The following is a 16,405-nucleotide window of genomic DNA, read 5'->3' as shown; positions in this document are numbered from 1 at the left end:
CTTAGATAAATGTATTCACACAAATGGTACTCTGCGAGAAGCTGATCAGCGCGCCTATGCTCCTACCCACTAACAACTAACAACTAACTAGCTTTTTATTTTGGCAAATGTTGATCTATATTGAACAGCTACAGCAAGAGGCAAAGGTTGCAAAAATTCGCTTTTCACTAAAATTTCATTGTTATTTAGTAAGAAGTTGCGTAATTGTTCTTGAATATTAGAGGCTTGAATGTTAGTAAGAATAGGTGAATTTGTTTTAGTGAAAATAAGAATTTGTTCAGCAACCTTTGGTTGCCAACAAAAATCAATCCATTTGTAAGCTAAGTTTGCTTGGTTAATACTCGTAGGTTTTACCCAAACATCTGCCCACAATGCTGTTCCTGAGAGAGGAGTAACTACAGCAAGTTGCGGATAGCGGCTTACTACTGGTAATACATCATCTGACCAACCAACCGCTAGCCAAGTATCACCAATAATAAGCGGTTCTAAATATCTTGTAGAATCGTAAAACTTTACTTGTTGATTTAAAGCACGTAGTTCTGTTTCTAAGCTGGGAATTGCATCTATATTTTCTGTATTATAAGATTTTCCCAGCTTCTTTAAGACCAAACCAATAACTTCTCGAGGGTGGTCAAGTAAAGAAATGCGATCGCGTAGTTCGGTTCTCCATAAATCACTCCAGTCTGTTGGTGTCCACCCCAATTGTTGAAATTTATCACGACGATAAACTATCACTGTACTACCCCAGCGATAAGGAGCTGCCCATACTTTTCCTTGGGCATCCAGAAAACCTTGTTCGTTGCGTGTCACTAATTCTTGCCAACGTTGTGGTAACACAATCCACTGTTTGAGCTGTTCTACTTCTAGTGGTTGAATCAGTTTCTTTTCTATTGATGTTTTGAGCCAGTAATCTCCTAATGTCACTAAGTCAGCAATATTAGGTTTTTGTGAGCCAAAAGGTAGATTAAAACTCCATCCCTGCGGATGATTAGCTTGAGAGTGATTGTACCAACTTTGTAATTCCTCAAATAAGCTTTGTAATTGCTCTACAGGGGCAAAATTTAAATTTACTTCCTTTTCCAAATGACGGCGGAATTGATCAACCACCTGCCCAGGAATTGAACCTTTCAATAACTGAACGCTCAAGGTAGTTTGTTTGTTACCACTACACCCAAGCAACATCTGCGCCAGAGCTAATGTCGTAGTACCTTGTAAAAATGACCGTCTATACATTGATTCAGAATTTGAGATTTTGATTAGATAATTTTATTAATTGTTTCAATCTCAGCTATTCTAGCTGGTTAGACAATTTGTTAAGTTTTGATCATACATCTTACTGAAGAAAGTCAGAGGACAGCTATGCTAAAAAGATATAAGAGCGCTTTTTTGGCTCAAATTGCTCAATATTCATCTTTCTCAATAAATAATTTTAGTTGCATTACCAAATATATTGAGATTTATTGCTAAATGAATACTTAAATATTTTATTTAAAAAAATAATATTGAAGCTTAAAAAAATCATAAGTATGTTTAACGTTGCCAGTATATTGAATACCATAGAGAAAAATAAGTGAATGAGCATATTAAATGGAGCCATTACAGAAGCAGGTGCTATCTCTAAGTTCTAAGTTAGATACCCTCTATCAAGTAATAGAACAGCTTGATAACAAAGTATCTCAAGCTTTGTCAGTTTGCCGCGTAGATGTAAAAGACGATGATAGAGAGAATGTTCTAGAAAATAGCGATTCCAGCCGCTTTCATTTTAAAGGGCATATCAGTTTTAACCCAGAAATGGAACATAAGGATGTCATAGCAGACGAAATTTATTCAGACTCGAATCTTCAGGGAGGAGATAAGCACATAGCACCAGAAATTCAAATTCAAAGACTGACAGCCCAATTAACAGCAGCATACAATCGAATTGCTGCTTTAGAAGAGCAATTATTACTAAAGAGAATTCATTAATTTTAGTTATTGGTCAATAGTCATTCCTCATCAACTTTGAAGAAATGACAAAAGACTAATTACTTTTGATTTGGAGTATTCGCTCAATTTGAGTTTCAACTGCTGATAAAAGCTGATTTTGCTGCCAGTTTTGGTATAAATGAGCGGCAATTACTGCACCACCAGCCCCCATACCCTCTTTAACAAAACCTTGTTCATAGGCTTGAAGTTGGGGATAACGAGAGTCAGAAAAACTTAATTGAGTAGCGAGTAAAGGGACAGGACTACCACTACAGTTAATCAGTTGGGCTAATTCGACAGTACTACCTGTGGGATCTTCTGCTACCCAGCGAGTTGTACCCACTACTACTTGTTGCGATCGCCAAGGTAATGCATAAGCCATAGCGATCGCTCTCATAAGTGCATATACTGCCAGCATTTGTGTTCCCCCGGCCAGTAAAACACCACAACTGCGACTTAGGGCGATCGCCATTGCCGCCGTACTTATTTGCATCGGATCGCCCACTGCGGCGACTAGTTGGAGGGGATCGATGAGAGATGGGGAAGTGTGAGGAGTGTGAGGAGTGTGAGGATTGTGAGAAGTATTTTCTCCCCCCACTCTCCCTACTCCCCCTACTTCTCCTCTCATCTTCTCAAGTCCCGCCTGTACCACTGCTAATTTTTGTGTGTGGTTACAAACAGGGTGGCTACTGTTTACTTTTCCGGCTGCGTCTATTCCCAAACCAAGTAAAATAGCTAAGGCCGTTGTCGTTCCGCCCACTACACATTCACCTAAAACTACGTAACCTGCTTGAACCTTGGCAGCTAAGCGTTCACCCCAAAGCAGTCCCACTTCTAATAAATGCTCTACTGTTGCTGGTTCTAAAGCATTACCATAACTTAAACATTTTGCAGCTGTACCACCTAAATCAATGACTGGGACATTGGCAGGGTAGGGTAAACCAGCATTAAAGAAATAAACTGGAATGTGCAACGCCTCTACCACAGCCCGAGAAATCAACACTGGTGATGCTCCAGCAGTTAAAGGTGGTAAAGGATACTGAGGTTTATGTCCTGCACCGTAGTGAAGAAATTCAGCATCAGCAACGGCTGTGAATTTGCGATCCTCACTCGTGCGCCCGGCTGCGGAAATTCCTGGTATTAAACCGGTTGCGGTAAATCCTAACACATAGGCAAACAAAGGTGGACAACCAAGATATCGGGCAATCCATTCCTTACCCTGTTCTATTTCAGTATAAATGCGAATCATATATAATTTGTTAGTAATTATGTATTTAGTAGTTAGTGGAAATTCCTACTAACCACTAACCACTAACTATTATTCGTAATCCATCAGAACTTGTACCCAGTGGGGAGGACGAGGAATAGGATTACCGAGGCGATCAAGTAATAGCCAGGCTGCTATATGGACGATAAATAGGTACAAAAAATTGTTGAATATAATTAACGCGATCGCTCCCAAATTAATTAAGGATATACTGGGCGATGACAAAATTCCGAGCCTCAGGAAGATCCACTCCACTATTTCTGTAACTTGGTTAATAACATAGACCCAAAGGTCTTCCCCTGATAACAGAGACAGCAACCATAACCGAAAAAACACCCCCAAAGTACCCAGTACAGCGCCCAAGCTGATAGAAACAATCCAGGGAACGCGACGATACCAAGCAGCCCCTAAAAGTACGCCCATAAAGGCAAAGGGCATAACAAACAACAAGCTGCGGATTGGCCCCATTAATACCGACAACAGCAATCCAGAAGTTACAGCTGCCATCCACGCAGCTCTTTTGCCCCAACGTAGATAGACCAGAGCGATCGGCACTGGAAAAAATATTCGCAGTAATGGACCCAAAGGAAAATAAAAATTAATAAACCAAATTAAGCTAGCAGTACTTGCTAAAAATGCCGTTTCCATCATCCGTAAAGGCGCATCTAGCTTTAATTGTGGTCGTCTTAAATTATCTTGTTGATCTAGGGGTTTTTCTGTCATTAGTCATGAGTCATTGGTCAATTATCAATGGTTTATTGCGAATTACTAAGTTAAGTGAGTAGGAAAATTTTAAAGTATATAATGAAAAGTTACTTAGACGAATTAAAGTTAAATATAACACATTATGTACTGTAGTTTCCCCTTTCTCCTCTAGCTTTTATGCCATCAGTTATGGCGTAAGCAAGGTCTAATTAGTTATCAAATAAATGCCTCAGTTACTATTTTTGAATGTAACTTAGTATTAGTGCTTTAAATCTGCACCTCTGTATACGATAACTAATTATTCTGTTTTTATCTGATGCGTCGACACCAACAATCGAAACATATGTAATATTACTTTCTTGATGTCTTGTAAACAGCAATCTAGTAAAGCTGGTGGATACCAGATCAAGACATAAAGGGAAATCTTGAATTTTGATTTGAACTCTCGTCGTATACTAAGACTTACAAACCAGAATGCAAACTGCTGCGCGATACGGACACGCAATCGGAAGGACAGATCAGAATTACAACGGTTCTGTTGTACAGATTGCAGCACAAACACTTGGTAAATTTCCTTAATTCGGGAGTGTATAGAACTGACTTTTTGACTTGATGGGAAAAAAGATGAACACCAATGACCTAGCCAAAAACCCCTAAGAGCATTTAATTCTTCTAGATTAAGTTCTTTGCCTAGCAATTGTATAATATTACGCTTTGAGTTGCTCAGAGAGTAAGTATCCTGATCTAATTTCTTGGCAGCAGAAATACTTTTGTCATGACGACGTTGTTGTAGTAAAGCATCAGACAAAATAACAATATCACCTACTTTAATGAGACGGCTCCAAAGTTCATAGTCTTGACTGTAGCGATAATCCTCGGAATAACCGCCTAAATTCTTGACTGGCTTTTGCCTAAACATCACTTGGCTGTGACCTGCCAGATGATTGTAGTATAATAAGTACCAAGCTACCAAATCACGATCGCACTCTCTTGGCTGTTTTGCAATAAAATGTCCCTCAGGGTCTATCCATTCTATATTGCAAGATACTAGAACAACTTCTGGAGACTGATCCAAAAGTTTTACCTGCTTCTCAAACCTTTCTAGTGAGGACACATCATCTGCATCCTGTCGAGCAACGTACTCTCCTTGTGCTAGTTTCAATCCCTTATTAAGAGATTTAGTTAAACCGATATTTTCTGTATTCTTGAACAACTTAATACGTTGATCTTCTCTTGCATATCTAGTAAGTATTTCCCAGCTACTATCGACTGAGCCATCATCAATAATGATGAATTCAAAATCAGTAAAGGTCTGATTGAGAACACTTTCTATAGACTCCTGTAAGTACTGTTCGCCATTATAAACTGACATCACAACGCTGACTTTAGGTAGCATTTGATATATCTCATCAAGTTTGTTCTAGGACTAATTAAGCCTTCATTAACTTTCTGTAATCTAAGTGCAGCAAACTGCAAAATCCGCTCTACTCTGCTATCCCAAGTAAAGTTATGTACCTCTTCAAAAGCGCGTTCAGCAATCGCACTCGCCAGTATGGGATTTTCAAATAATTGGACTATTGCTTGTTTGAAGGCAAGAGGTTCATCAGGTTGTGCCAAAAGAGAATTTTCGCGATCGCGCAACACTGTCTTAATGGTTGGCAACGCTGAAGCAACAATTGGTCTTCTTGTGGCCATATACTCAAACAGTTTGAGGGGGCTAGTTGTCTCACTCAAATGCCAATATTTACTAGTAGGAAGAATTAGGACATCTGCTGCATACAAATATGAGGCTAATTCCGATTGCACTACATGACCGATAATATTTACATTGTTTAAGTTTAGTTTTTTACAGTCTTCTTTTACTCTATCAATATCATTTATCCATCCTCCTACTAAAACAAATTTGTATTCTGGCATTAGGCGAGCAGTTTCTAAAAGTGTTGGAATTCCTTTATATTCGTATAGATGCCCAGAGTATAGGACGATTTTTTCATCTTGAGCAAAGGACAGCTTTTGGCGAGCGAAATCTTTTGCCTGGTTGGGTAAAAAATTGCTTAAATCTACACCACTATGGACAAATAAAGCTTTTTCAGGAGGGAGACCACGTTTTATATATTGGTCTAATAATTGGGGTGATATGGTAACGAAACCGATAAAGTTTTTATCATCAAAAAATTTCCGACTGGGAGAATCATCGTTAATCGGTTCATGCTTTTCCCATATAACTGGTATACCCATCTTCAGCAAAAGCCCAACAATGTTAGGTGTACGGGTGTATACCAAAGAAGGAGATTTCAGACAGGCATACAAAACAGCTAATTTAAAAAATTTTGGATTGTAATAATTTGGGGGGAAAGGGTAATTTAGCTTAATATGTGTTGGGATACGTACTACCTTAAAATTGCAATGTAAGCCATACCAATTTTTAAATTCTGTATCCATCCCTTTCAAAGCTGACTTAATATCTCCACCAGTCACTAACTCAAAGTCTTCCAGCTTTTGAGATAAGGCTTGCGCCATTTTAGCAACTTGTATTGTGTGAGCCATTTTTGAAGGCAGGTTTCCGTAAGATAAGTAGAGCAGCGATTTTAATGTTGCCATGTTACTTTCTACGTTCTAGATCAGCTATTTGGGCAAGGAACCTGATGCCGCAGCGACCGATGCTAATCGCAAAACTTCCTCGTTTCCTAAAATCTGTACTTGCCAAATTAATCACCTTTTTCCTATCAGTTGCAAAACTTATGCCAAATGTAATAATTGAACCTTAATTTAATTTATTTAAAATTTAAACTTGCGACTCAAAATAATATATAAAAAATCACTAAGTAAAACAAGCAAATTAAATATAACGATGTGCTTTGTAATATTCCTAACTTCTCTCTATAAATCGGGGATTTGTGTTTTTTATTTATATTGATTTACTTAAAATCACAATCAATAAAACATTTTTATTCAACTTCATCCTCCCGTTTACCTTCAACTAGCTGAAACTGATTAGATTTTTCTTTGCTTACAAGCTTCCACGATCTTGGTTGATAAAACTTACATCCGCTCATTTTGCCATCTGACTCAACTATAAATTTAAAATTTTCAACTACATCAAAAGTGTAAAAAGAGCCGGTTTTGACTTTAACGCTCATAGTATAAGTACCAGGTCTAAAGCCCAGGTAAGGCATATGCACTTGTATTTCATGTTCTCCTGGGAAAACTGCAAAAAATGTTTCATCATTCCCTCCACTTATAAATAAAGTTGAACCTCCTTCACTACCTAATTCTGTAATTTTTAAATGAAGATTAACATCATCAGCCTTCTTGTACGCTTTAATACCAACACAGAAAATCAGGTTTTGACCACTAACTATTGATTCAATTATATTTCCCTGTTGATTTCTAAAGAAAAGCGAAACTATATCTATCCCTAAACTTTCAGCTTCTAATTTTTCTGGTAGAAACATCACTGCATTTTCTTGATTGACTGGGCTTCCCAGGAATAAATCTTCTTCATATTTTTTGACAACTTTTTCTATGTCACCAGATAAAATGAATTCGCCTTTTAATAGATAAATTGCAGATTCACATGCATGTAATATTGCTTGAGTATTGTGGTTGACCAAGATAAAAGATATACCTTTTTGACGCAGTTCGTACAACTTTCGATAACACTTAGCTTTAAATTTTATATCTCCTACAGCCAGTACTTCATCAATAAGAAGAATTTCTGGCTCTGTATGAATTGCACAAGCAAATCCTAATCTGGCTGCCATCCCTGAACTGTAGGATTGTACTGGAGCATCAATCGCATCACCGATCTCTGCAAAATTTACAACATCCTGAAATCGTTCATCAATTTCTTGTCGAGATAAACCCAAAATTGACATATTTGTGTAGACATTTTCCCGCCCTGTCAAAATTGGATTAAATCCCGCTCCTAAGGCAATTAGTGGTGCTAAACGACCAGTAACTTCTACAAGACCAGTATCGGGCTTGATTAACCCACTAATAATTTTTAGTAGTGTCGTTTTTCCACTACCATTTGGTCCTATTAAACCTAGTGATTCTCCTCGTCGCAATTCAAAACTGACATCTTTTAACGCCCAAAATTCTTTTGGTCTTAGTTTCTGGCTAGATGATCGCGTTCTTGTTAATTCGGTGACAATATCTTGAACCCCGTAAAGTAGCGATCGCTTCAAGTCACGGCAAAACTTTTTCGAGACTCCCTTAACTAAGAGAACCACCTCATCATCTTGCGGCTTTTCTAAAATTTCTTGATCGGTAAAATTAATCGTCATTAGGAACTGATTCGCTCAACTACAAAAGGCATCGCTAGACGATATACGAGCCATGCCAGCAGTAATCCCACTATGGCAATGAGACTTGCCAGCCAAAATCCGTAAGAATTTGACACCACACCTGTTGTCGCCAACTCTCTTGTTGTTACAAGTAAAGGAGTTACTGGATTTAATTGCACAATTGCTGCTAATCCACCTCCACGAGGAACAGGATAAACTACTGGTGTGAAAAATAGCCAGAGTCCGATAATTAAGGTCAGAGCCTTAGTGATGTCGTTGTATAGAACACCAAGAGGAGCTAGTAATAAGCCAATAAATGTTCCTAAAATTACCAAATGAATTAAGGCTACTGGTGCCAAGATGATAGTCCAACTAACTGGCATCCGAAACCAAATAAATAACGCCACGATGAGAATTAGCTTGATGGTAAAGTTGAAGAATATTTCACCCAGCTTGGCAAGGATGAGTGCCTCACGTGGAAAATTAATTCTAGCCAACATCTGCTTGGCAGCAGTCACAGCTTGAATCGGAGCGTTCAGTGCTTCTGTAAAAGTCTGCCATAGAGCCATGCTAAACATGACATAAGCTGGGTAAGGCAAATCTGTCACTCCCACATTCACGATTTTGGCATTACTAGCAAAAGTAAACCCCAAAGCAGTAATAATTGGTGGAACAAAAGCCCAAAAAATCCCTAAAAAAGACTGCCGATATTGCGCGCTAATATCCCTTATCATTAGCTGCCGAGCTAATCCCCGAGAAGCAAGCAAGTCTTGCCCCATTGCTTTAAATAGTTGAACAGGATGCTCCAGTTGACTTTCTGGCGTGTAAACCACCTTTTGCGCTCGCCGATCTGATCCTGAAGTTAACTGTGGTGGTTTACTTCTTGTATTATCCATAGACGGAAGAAAGTTGTCAAAATAATTACACAAAAATTTTTTGTCTGAATACTTGATGAAGATAGTGCTTGACACTTTTGCATAACTTTCAACCATCTTTGTCGCAAAACTCTGTTATGTGGTTTCCAAAGTCGCTTGCTTTTTCTGGCTTGCTCAATAATGTCAGCAATACGCAAATTAAAGGTGTAGATGCTAAAGCTTTAACGGAAACTAATGACTTATTTCCTCCGTTAAGATTACTACTTAACAGTACATAAGCTTTTAAAGAAATAAATAAAAGTATCACTAAATATAAAGTTATTGTGAAGTGGATACTTAGAGAGAGCAATTTTTGGAAAACATGGGTTAAATCTTCTTTTTACCTAAATATTACTCCCAAATGAACCCAATAGAATTGGAGTAGCAACACCTCAAGCAAGATAACTATATGGACAAATATTTGATGATGAATTAAACCTTAGCTTACGCTATATATTGATGGCGTTAAAGCTAGGGGAGAAAGGAGAAACTACAGTACGCGGCGTGTTTGGTATCAACTGAAGGCGCTCAGTATGAAGTATGAAGTATCCCACCTATAAAGGGATGGGGCTTGAACTGAGGAAAAGCTTGATTTTTTCGCTCATGAAGAGCGAGGCATGTATCATAATCGTTGTTTTTTATCCTTCATCCTTTACACTTCATACTTTTTTAGTCAAACAATCATTCTTTCTAAGACTGACAAATCTGGGATACAAATTAGTTCTTGATCTCTTTTTATTAAGCCTTTCTTTTCTAACTTCGTTAATACTCTGGTTACAGTTTCCCGTGCCAGCCCACTTAAACTACTCAATTCCCGATGAGGTAAATTAGGAATTTCAGTTCCTGTTTGCCCTTTTTTCCCCTGTCCCTCTGCTAGAAACAATAACGTGTCTGCTACGCGGGACTGACTGTCAGATTCCCGTAACCTTAACCGCCGATTTACTTGTCGTAGGCGTCGTGCCATTAATTGTGCTAACCTTACTCCTGCCAAAGGTTCTGTTTGAAGTAACTTCAAAAAATCTTGGGCAGGCATACTACCAATCACGGTTCCAGTTAAAGTAATTACATCTGTAGAACGAGGCACTTCATCTAGTGCTGCCATTTCACCAAATAATTCCCCCTTACCGAGAATATTCAGCGTTACTTCTTTACCTTCAAGATTGTAGGTGCGAATTTTTACCCATCCCTCAATGATAAAATATACAGAACCTCCCCAGTCATTTTCCAGCAAAATCACTTGATTAGCTGGGTGAGTGCGAGTAACAAGATGAGTTAAAGCTACTTCGACAACAGTTTCGGGCAACCCTTGAAAAAAAGGAGCCGAATAAATCCAGGGATTGGCGGGTGTTTGCACGCTATATCGCTCTTCCATTACGACATCTTATTGATCATTGATCAACACTGCAATCTACACAATAGACTTCATACAAAAAGTCAGTTGGTTTCTCTTTTCCTACTTCTGCAAGCAGTTTAATACACAAAAGCACGATTTTGGGCTGCAGCTTTTTAAACACAAGACTATCCAAGATCAACAATACTCAAGCTATTTAATTTTTGCTAGCTTAAAATTTTTAGTAAATTTGTCCAATGCCCAAAGCCCTGTTTTCAGGCTAGAACCTCAGGAGTAATTGCCCATAATTAAGATGGAAAAATTAAACGTAGACGCGCTTTGCGCGGCTACTTACCCTTCGGGAACCCTTTCAGGGAACAGAAGCCACTTCTTGTCTACGGTGCAGGGTACACAGATGGATTATGGGTTTGCTATTAAGTTAATCCCTAATCGATATTTTCAAGACAGTCAATCATGAACGTTGGTACACTAACCTTGCCATGAAAATTCTTACCTCCTCTACCTTCTGCCTTCTGCCTTCTGCCTTCTACCTTCTGCCTTCTGCCTTTTGCCTTCTACCTTCTGCCTTCTGCCTTCTGCCTTCTGCCTTATTTTCAAGACATGGCATGAAAACCTATTCCCCTTATCCCCTTTAAGGAAGACCGAGTTCCCCAATCCCTGATCCCCGATCGCTGTTAAGACTCACCTGATGCGTAACATAATGGCAGTAGTTATAACAAAGTAAAGTATTAGCGCACCACCAGACGTGACGTACAGTTCTAGTTAAGGTGAATCAACGTGACTTTCCGCACAACCGAAATTCAAACACTCATCGCAGACATTGACAGTTTACTTTCCAACAAGCGCCTCTCTCGGTTTCTTGCCAGCGAGAAGGAACAGCCAAGACAGATATTAGAAAGAATTCGTAACTTTCTAGTTAGCTGTGCGGAAGCAGACCAGAGTAACACCCCAAAGGAGCAACAGCCAAAACCGCAGTCATCACCTTTATTAACAAAATTTATTAATCAAAATAGTTACTCTTTGGCATCACAGGCAAATCAACCCAGCCAACAAGCAGGTAGTGAGGCAAATATACTATCGTCCTTGTTAGCACCATTACAGGCAGAGTTACAAACACTGTTGCAGGAACGAGCAAATCTTGTTCAGGAAATAAAAGAGTTAGAGCAAAGGCGGCTACAAAACTTTTCCCTGGCACAGCAGTTGGCAAATCAAGAACAGCTAATAGCAAATTTTTTGCAGGTGCTGAGTAATCGTCTTGGGAGCAATATACAGCCCAAAATGCCAACAAATATTCTCAATTCAACACCAGAAACACCACTAGCGCTTGGGGAAGCTAGTTCTTCCAATACAACGAATAGAGACAATACAGAACAACTTGCTTTTGCTACTTTACCTATATTAGAGTCACAGGAGCAGTTAGAGCGATTAACACGTCTTGCTAGTGAATTAGACCAAAAATTACTCGCACTTGATGGAACTGTTAATGTAGTCTTTGAAGCTTTACAACGTAATATTCACACATATCATGAGTCTCTTTCCCAAGCACTAGCAAGAATGTATAGTCAAGGCTTGCAAGGAGAACAGTTATTTGGCAACTTGATCAATAATTTGGCACAACAGGCACAGCTACAATTTGCTTCTAAAGAACCATTTACTATTGATATTCAAAAACAAACACTCGCTAATGATTTGAGAACTTTACAATCCAGCAATAAAATTGAGCAATTAAAAACTGACGCTCAAACAGCAGAACTCGATACAGTTCTTACCCAGCAGAATCAAGATACGCTAAATTCTTCAGACACTGCTACTAATTTCACAATTGATCAATTACACCAAGATAATTCTGTATCAATTCGTGATGAAGTAGACCAATTATATGCCAGTTTGTTTGGATCTGACAATTTAGCTACAACCAACCCAGAATTTTCGTCTCAAAAGACAAATTTTGAAGTCTTAGATTCAATCGAAAATTTATCTGTAGAAGAGACAGCAACTAAGCAAGAAAAATCAGAGTTAACAGTTTCAGATTTCACAGAAGTATTATCTGTGGATGAGGTAACACTTGCAAATCAAGAAGAAGCAGAATTAATTCTCCAAGAAGTTCTATTTGAAGTAGCAGACCCCACAGAATTACTAGATGAAGAAACAACAATCAATCAAGAAGAATTAGATTTAATGCTCCAGGAAGTTCTGTTTGAAGTAGCAGACCCTACAGGATCATCTACAGAAGAACAAGCACCTACTAATCAAGAAGAATTAGATTTAATTCTCCAGGAAGTTCTGTTTGAATTTGCAGACCCTACTGAAGAATTACCTGTAGATGCTACTGCTTCTTCAGATAATGTGAGTATTATTGATACTTTATCTGCACCTGCAATTAATGAAACACAACAAGAGCAGCCTCCTATTCCTGCGTCCGATCCTTGGTTTGATGAGCCAGATGCAGGTCTTTTAGAAGGTGGCAACATTAAAGTAGAAGATACACAAAAAGCTACTACTGAAAAGATTAGAAAGCAATTATTAGAATTATGGGAAAAAATCACGTTTACGGAAGCAGATAATGAAACTCCCCCTTTACCAGTTGAAGAACCAACTGCTGATAAAATTACAAGTCTGAGTAATTTATTGTTCGACACAAGTAATGAGCAGCAGCCCTTAACAGTTACTTCTGTTGACGAATCTGTAATTACAACAACAGACCTAACTCCAATAGAAGAAAACAGTGGCGATCGCACTGTAAATGATTCTTCAGATAACTATATTCCAGCCTCACCAAAAGAAAATTTATTAATCCAAGCAGAAAACCAGAATGCAGCTATCCCAGAAATTGCATTAGATGCAGAACAATTGCTACAATTAGATCAAGATTTAGCTAACTTTGGTGAACAGACTAATCCTCAATTACAACCTCTTACTGATTTAGAAATTCCAGACTCTGCTCATAGCGCTCAATTAACTGAAACTGAAAAAAATGTTGGTACAACAGTTTCTTCAGAACAGATTTTGCCTGGAGATTCCAACTTTATAGATGATACGGAAATTAGATCCAATATAGGAGACTATATTTGGTATCTGGGAATTGATATAGGGACAACGGGAATTTCTGCAACTTTATTAAATCGCTCCACAAACGAGGTTTATCCTCTCTATTGGTCAACAGAAAACCAAGCACAAGCTGTATCTAAAACACGCACATTCCGTTTACCCGCAGAAGTTTACTTACCACCTGCACAGGAACAAGATACTACAACCTCAAATCTTTTTTCCGCGCAGTTAAAACCTTATTTACAAATAGCCCTTCCCTACAAAAATGAACAGCAAAAATGGGAGCCAGTATTGCAATTTAATGAAGTTGCTACGGTTCCTCTGGTTTGGGTTATACGATCGCTCTCCAAATTACTATCAACACTAAGATTAGACCGCAGTAGCACTACTTTAGGTTTAACTGCGACGGGAGTGGGTTTACACCAACAAATCTTCCACAGTGCTATCAACAATTTGGCTGGCGTGATCTGTACCTGTCCATCTCACTGGTCAGAACAATACCGCTTTAATATCCGTGAAGCTTTGCTGCTAAGCAAAATTATTCACCATCCCCAACAAGTATTCTTTGTTGAAGAAGCGATCGCTAGTTTACTTTCGGAACTGGATGGCGCTAATGGTGAAATTATTCAATTTGGTAAAAGTCAAGAATCTCATTCTGCCAAAACTAGTGAGCATCCTTTAGTAGGTAATACTCTTGTGATAAATATTGGTGCAGCAGCAACGGAAATGACACTAGTTGATTTGCCAGAAAGCCTGGAAGAACTAACTCACAGCGATTTTATGCTCCATAATTTTACTTATGCTGGTAAGGGAATTGAGCAAGATATTATCTGTCAGTTGCTACTACCAACTAAATGGCGCAAACCACGTAATTCCTCCCAGGAGGGTAACAACACTACTATTACCAGTAGTCCCTTACAATGGCAACCGATGATTGCTGGTGTAGAACAGATGAGTTTTGCGAGTTTGGGTTTGGAAGAATTAAAATTACCACGACCAGGGGAACCAGACACAAGTGATCGCATTAAGTTACAACAACGCCTAGAAAGTTCTGTTTTAGGTAAAGCTATTTTGGATGCAGCAGTAGCCCTCAAGTTAATTTTACAACACCAAGAATCGTTTACTTTAGAATTAGCAGACCAGTGCTGGGTCTTGCAACGGCGAGATTTAGAGAGCCAGGTATTTGTACCATTCGTGCGGCGGCTTAACCGGGAACTCAACAAATTATTAGTAGCAAAAGGCATACCTACAGAAGCAATCAATCAAGCGATCCTGACAGGTGGGACATCTAGTTTAGCTGCTGTTTCTCGTTGGCTACGGCAAAAACTCCCCAATGCAAAAATCATCCAGGATTTGTATTTGAATGAAAATGGTACTCCTAGTTGCAGTCGTGTAGCATACGGCTTGGCTATGCTTCCTTTGCATCCCCAAGTTTTAGAAGTACCTAGACAACAGTATACTGACTATTTTCTGTTTACAGAATTGCTGCGACTCATACCAGACCGAGCCTTATCTTTTAATGAAATAATTCAGTTATTCGAGGCTCGTGGTATCAACACCCGTAGTTGTCAACAACGCCTGTTAGCTTTCTTAGAAGGTGAACTACCTCCAGGTTTGCTCCCCAGCAATGTAGACTTTTCCTGGCTGACCCTCACCTCCCAAGAAAATTTTGATTATAAAGCGATCGCTAATGCGCCTTTATTTGAAAAACAAGGAAGTCTCACCTATCGTCCCAATTCCTCACAGTTGCAATCTCTAGGTCGTCATCTTGATGCCATTAAGGGTAGTACTCAACAATCATTGGAGGAACCCTATACTGTAAATTTCGTGATCAATGTTTCTTCATAAAGTGTCTCCTAAATTCAGTGATCAGTTAACAGTTATCATTTATTGATCACTGAGCACTGTTAAGTGATCACTGATTCAATTTATCCTTTCACGCCGCTACCAGTTTCTGTCGGTACGATGTAGCGTTGTAGAAAGAGAAATAATATCATTACTGGCAGAATAGAAATTACTGAGCCAGCAGCTACTAACCGCCAATCAAGAGAAAAAGTACCTGCTAGTTTTGCTACACCTAAAGGTAGGGTGTACAAGCTTTCATCTTGAATCACAATCAAAGGCCACAAAAAGTCACTCCAAGAACCAATAAAAACGAAAATTGCCAAAGTGACTAATGCGGGACGAACCGCTGGTAACATTACATGCCACCATATACCTAACTCTGAACAGCCATCCATACGTGCTGCTTCTTCCATCTCTTTTGGCACACTCATAAAAGCTTGTCGCAACAGAAAAATACCAAAGGCAGAAGCTAAGCTAGGAAAAATTATGCCTAAATAAGTGTTTCTTAAACCTAACTGGACTGTCAAAATGTATAGGGGGATCATCACAATTTGAAACGGGATCATAATTGTGGAAATAATCGCGATAAAAATCCAGTCTCTGCCTGGAAATGACAGTCTCGCTAAAGGATAAGCAGCCAAAGCGCAAAACAGTAAGTTTAATCCTACAGTTAGCACAGCGACCAAAGTACTGTTAAATAAGTATTGTCCAAAAGGATTAGATTGCCAAACGCTAACAAAGTTCTCAAAAGTGGGTTGACTTGGTAATAACTGTGGTGGTGACTGAAAGATATTTTCTGTTTGAGATTTGAGTGCAGTACTGACAAGCCAAAATAAGGGGAAAAGCGTCACTACTGCGATCGCACTTAATATAATGTACGTCCCTATGTTTTTTACTTGTAAGTTGCGGCTAGAAAAACTCATAATATTAATTGTGAATGAAAATGAAGTTCACCGATATTTGATTTTAGTCAAATTTTATTCACAGCAGGCAATTAGACCTAGTACGCAAATTAAACCTG

12 protein-coding genes are annotated in these 16,405 nt (G+C 38.8%); 3 read left to right on the top strand and 9 right to left on the bottom strand.

Going from position 1 to position 16,405, the window contains the following annotated elements; all coding sequences use genetic code 11:
* Positions 1-87: 87 nt before the first annotated feature.
* A complete protein-coding gene (locus tag RS893_RS10270; RefSeq protein ID WP_315791082.1) occupies positions 88-1,233 on the bottom strand; it encodes an extracellular solute-binding protein in 1,146 nt (381 codons plus the stop codon).
* Between the two features lie 354 nt (positions 1,234-1,587).
* Here RS893_RS10270 and RS893_RS10265 point away from each other — a divergent pair, with 354 nt between their 5' ends.
* Positions 1,588-1,965 carry a hypothetical protein gene (locus RS893_RS10265; RefSeq protein WP_315791081.1) on the top strand — a complete coding sequence of 126 codons (378 nt, stop codon included), beginning with the start codon at positions 1,588-1,590 and terminating at the stop codon, positions 1,963-1,965.
* Positions 1,966-2,020: 55 nt separating this feature from the next.
* Here RS893_RS10265 and RS893_RS10260 read toward each other — a convergent pair whose 3' ends face one another.
* The 6 genes from RS893_RS10260 to RS893_RS10235 all read right to left on the bottom strand — a co-directional run bounded on the left by RS893_RS10260 (position 2,021) and on the right by RS893_RS10235 (position 9,122).
* On the bottom strand, positions 2,021-3,214 hold the full coding sequence (locus tag RS893_RS10260) for a nicotinate-nucleotide--dimethylbenzimidazole phosphoribosyltransferase (protein ID WP_315791080.1): 1,194 nt from the start codon (positions 3,212-3,214) through the stop codon (positions 2,021-2,023).
* A gap of 69 nt (positions 3,215-3,283) precedes the next feature.
* Positions 3,284-3,955 (bottom strand): DUF2232 domain-containing protein, encoded by a 672-nt coding sequence (locus RS893_RS10255; RefSeq protein ID WP_315791079.1) that lies wholly within the window; start codon positions 3,953-3,955, stop codon positions 3,284-3,286.
* A gap of 280 nt (positions 3,956-4,235) precedes the next feature.
* Positions 4,236-5,333 (bottom strand): glycosyltransferase family 2 protein, encoded by a 1,098-nt coding sequence (locus tag RS893_RS10250; RefSeq protein ID WP_315791078.1) that lies wholly within the window; start codon positions 5,331-5,333, stop codon positions 4,236-4,238.
* Positions 5,309-6,538 (bottom strand): glycosyltransferase family 4 protein, encoded by a 1,230-nt coding sequence (locus RS893_RS10245; RefSeq protein WP_315791077.1) that lies wholly within the window; start codon positions 6,536-6,538, stop codon positions 5,309-5,311. The genes RS893_RS10250 and RS893_RS10245 overlap by 25 nt, the downstream gene beginning before the upstream one ends.
* Before the next feature lie 347 nt (positions 6,539-6,885).
* Positions 6,886-8,226 carry an ABC transporter ATP-binding protein gene (locus RS893_RS10240; RefSeq protein ID WP_315791076.1) on the bottom strand — a complete coding sequence of 447 codons (1,341 nt, stop codon included), beginning with the start codon at positions 8,224-8,226 and terminating at the stop codon, positions 6,886-6,888.
* A complete protein-coding gene (locus tag RS893_RS10235; protein WP_315791075.1) occupies positions 8,226-9,122 on the bottom strand; it encodes an ABC transporter permease in 897 nt (298 codons plus the stop codon). Before RS893_RS10235 ends, RS893_RS10240 begins: the two co-directional genes overlap by 1 nt.
* Before the next feature lie 116 nt (positions 9,123-9,238).
* On the opposite strand from RS893_RS10235, the gene RS893_RS10230 reads away from it, so the two are divergent.
* On the top strand, positions 9,239-9,379 hold the full coding sequence (locus tag RS893_RS10230) for a hypothetical protein (protein ID WP_315791074.1): 141 nt from the start codon (positions 9,239-9,241) through the stop codon (positions 9,377-9,379).
* 434 nt (positions 9,380-9,813) lie between these two features.
* Here the strand turns inward: RS893_RS10230 and RS893_RS10225 are convergent, their stop codons facing one another.
* Positions 9,814-10,512 (bottom strand): Crp/Fnr family transcriptional regulator, encoded by a 699-nt coding sequence (locus tag RS893_RS10225; protein ID WP_315791073.1) that lies wholly within the window; start codon positions 10,510-10,512, stop codon positions 9,814-9,816.
* 756 nt (positions 10,513-11,268) lie between these two features.
* Between RS893_RS10225 and RS893_RS10220 the strand changes: the two genes are divergently transcribed.
* The gene (locus RS893_RS10220) at positions 11,269-15,387 is read left to right on the top strand and encodes a hypothetical protein (protein ID WP_315791072.1); all 4,119 of its coding nucleotides are present in this window, start codon (positions 11,269-11,271) and stop codon (positions 15,385-15,387) included.
* A gap of 80 nt (positions 15,388-15,467) precedes the next feature.
* Here RS893_RS10220 and RS893_RS10215 read toward each other — a convergent pair whose 3' ends face one another.
* Positions 15,468-16,307 (bottom strand): carbohydrate ABC transporter permease, encoded by an 840-nt coding sequence (locus tag RS893_RS10215; protein ID WP_315791071.1) that lies wholly within the window; start codon positions 16,305-16,307, stop codon positions 15,468-15,470.
* Positions 16,308-16,405 lie beyond the last annotated feature (98 nt).

It is taken from the genome of Fischerella sp. JS2 (assembly GCF_032393985.1).
Taxonomy (GTDB): Bacteria; Cyanobacteriota; Cyanobacteriia; order Cyanobacteriales; family Nostocaceae; genus Fischerella.
This window is presented reverse-complemented; position numbering and strand designations above follow the sequence as displayed.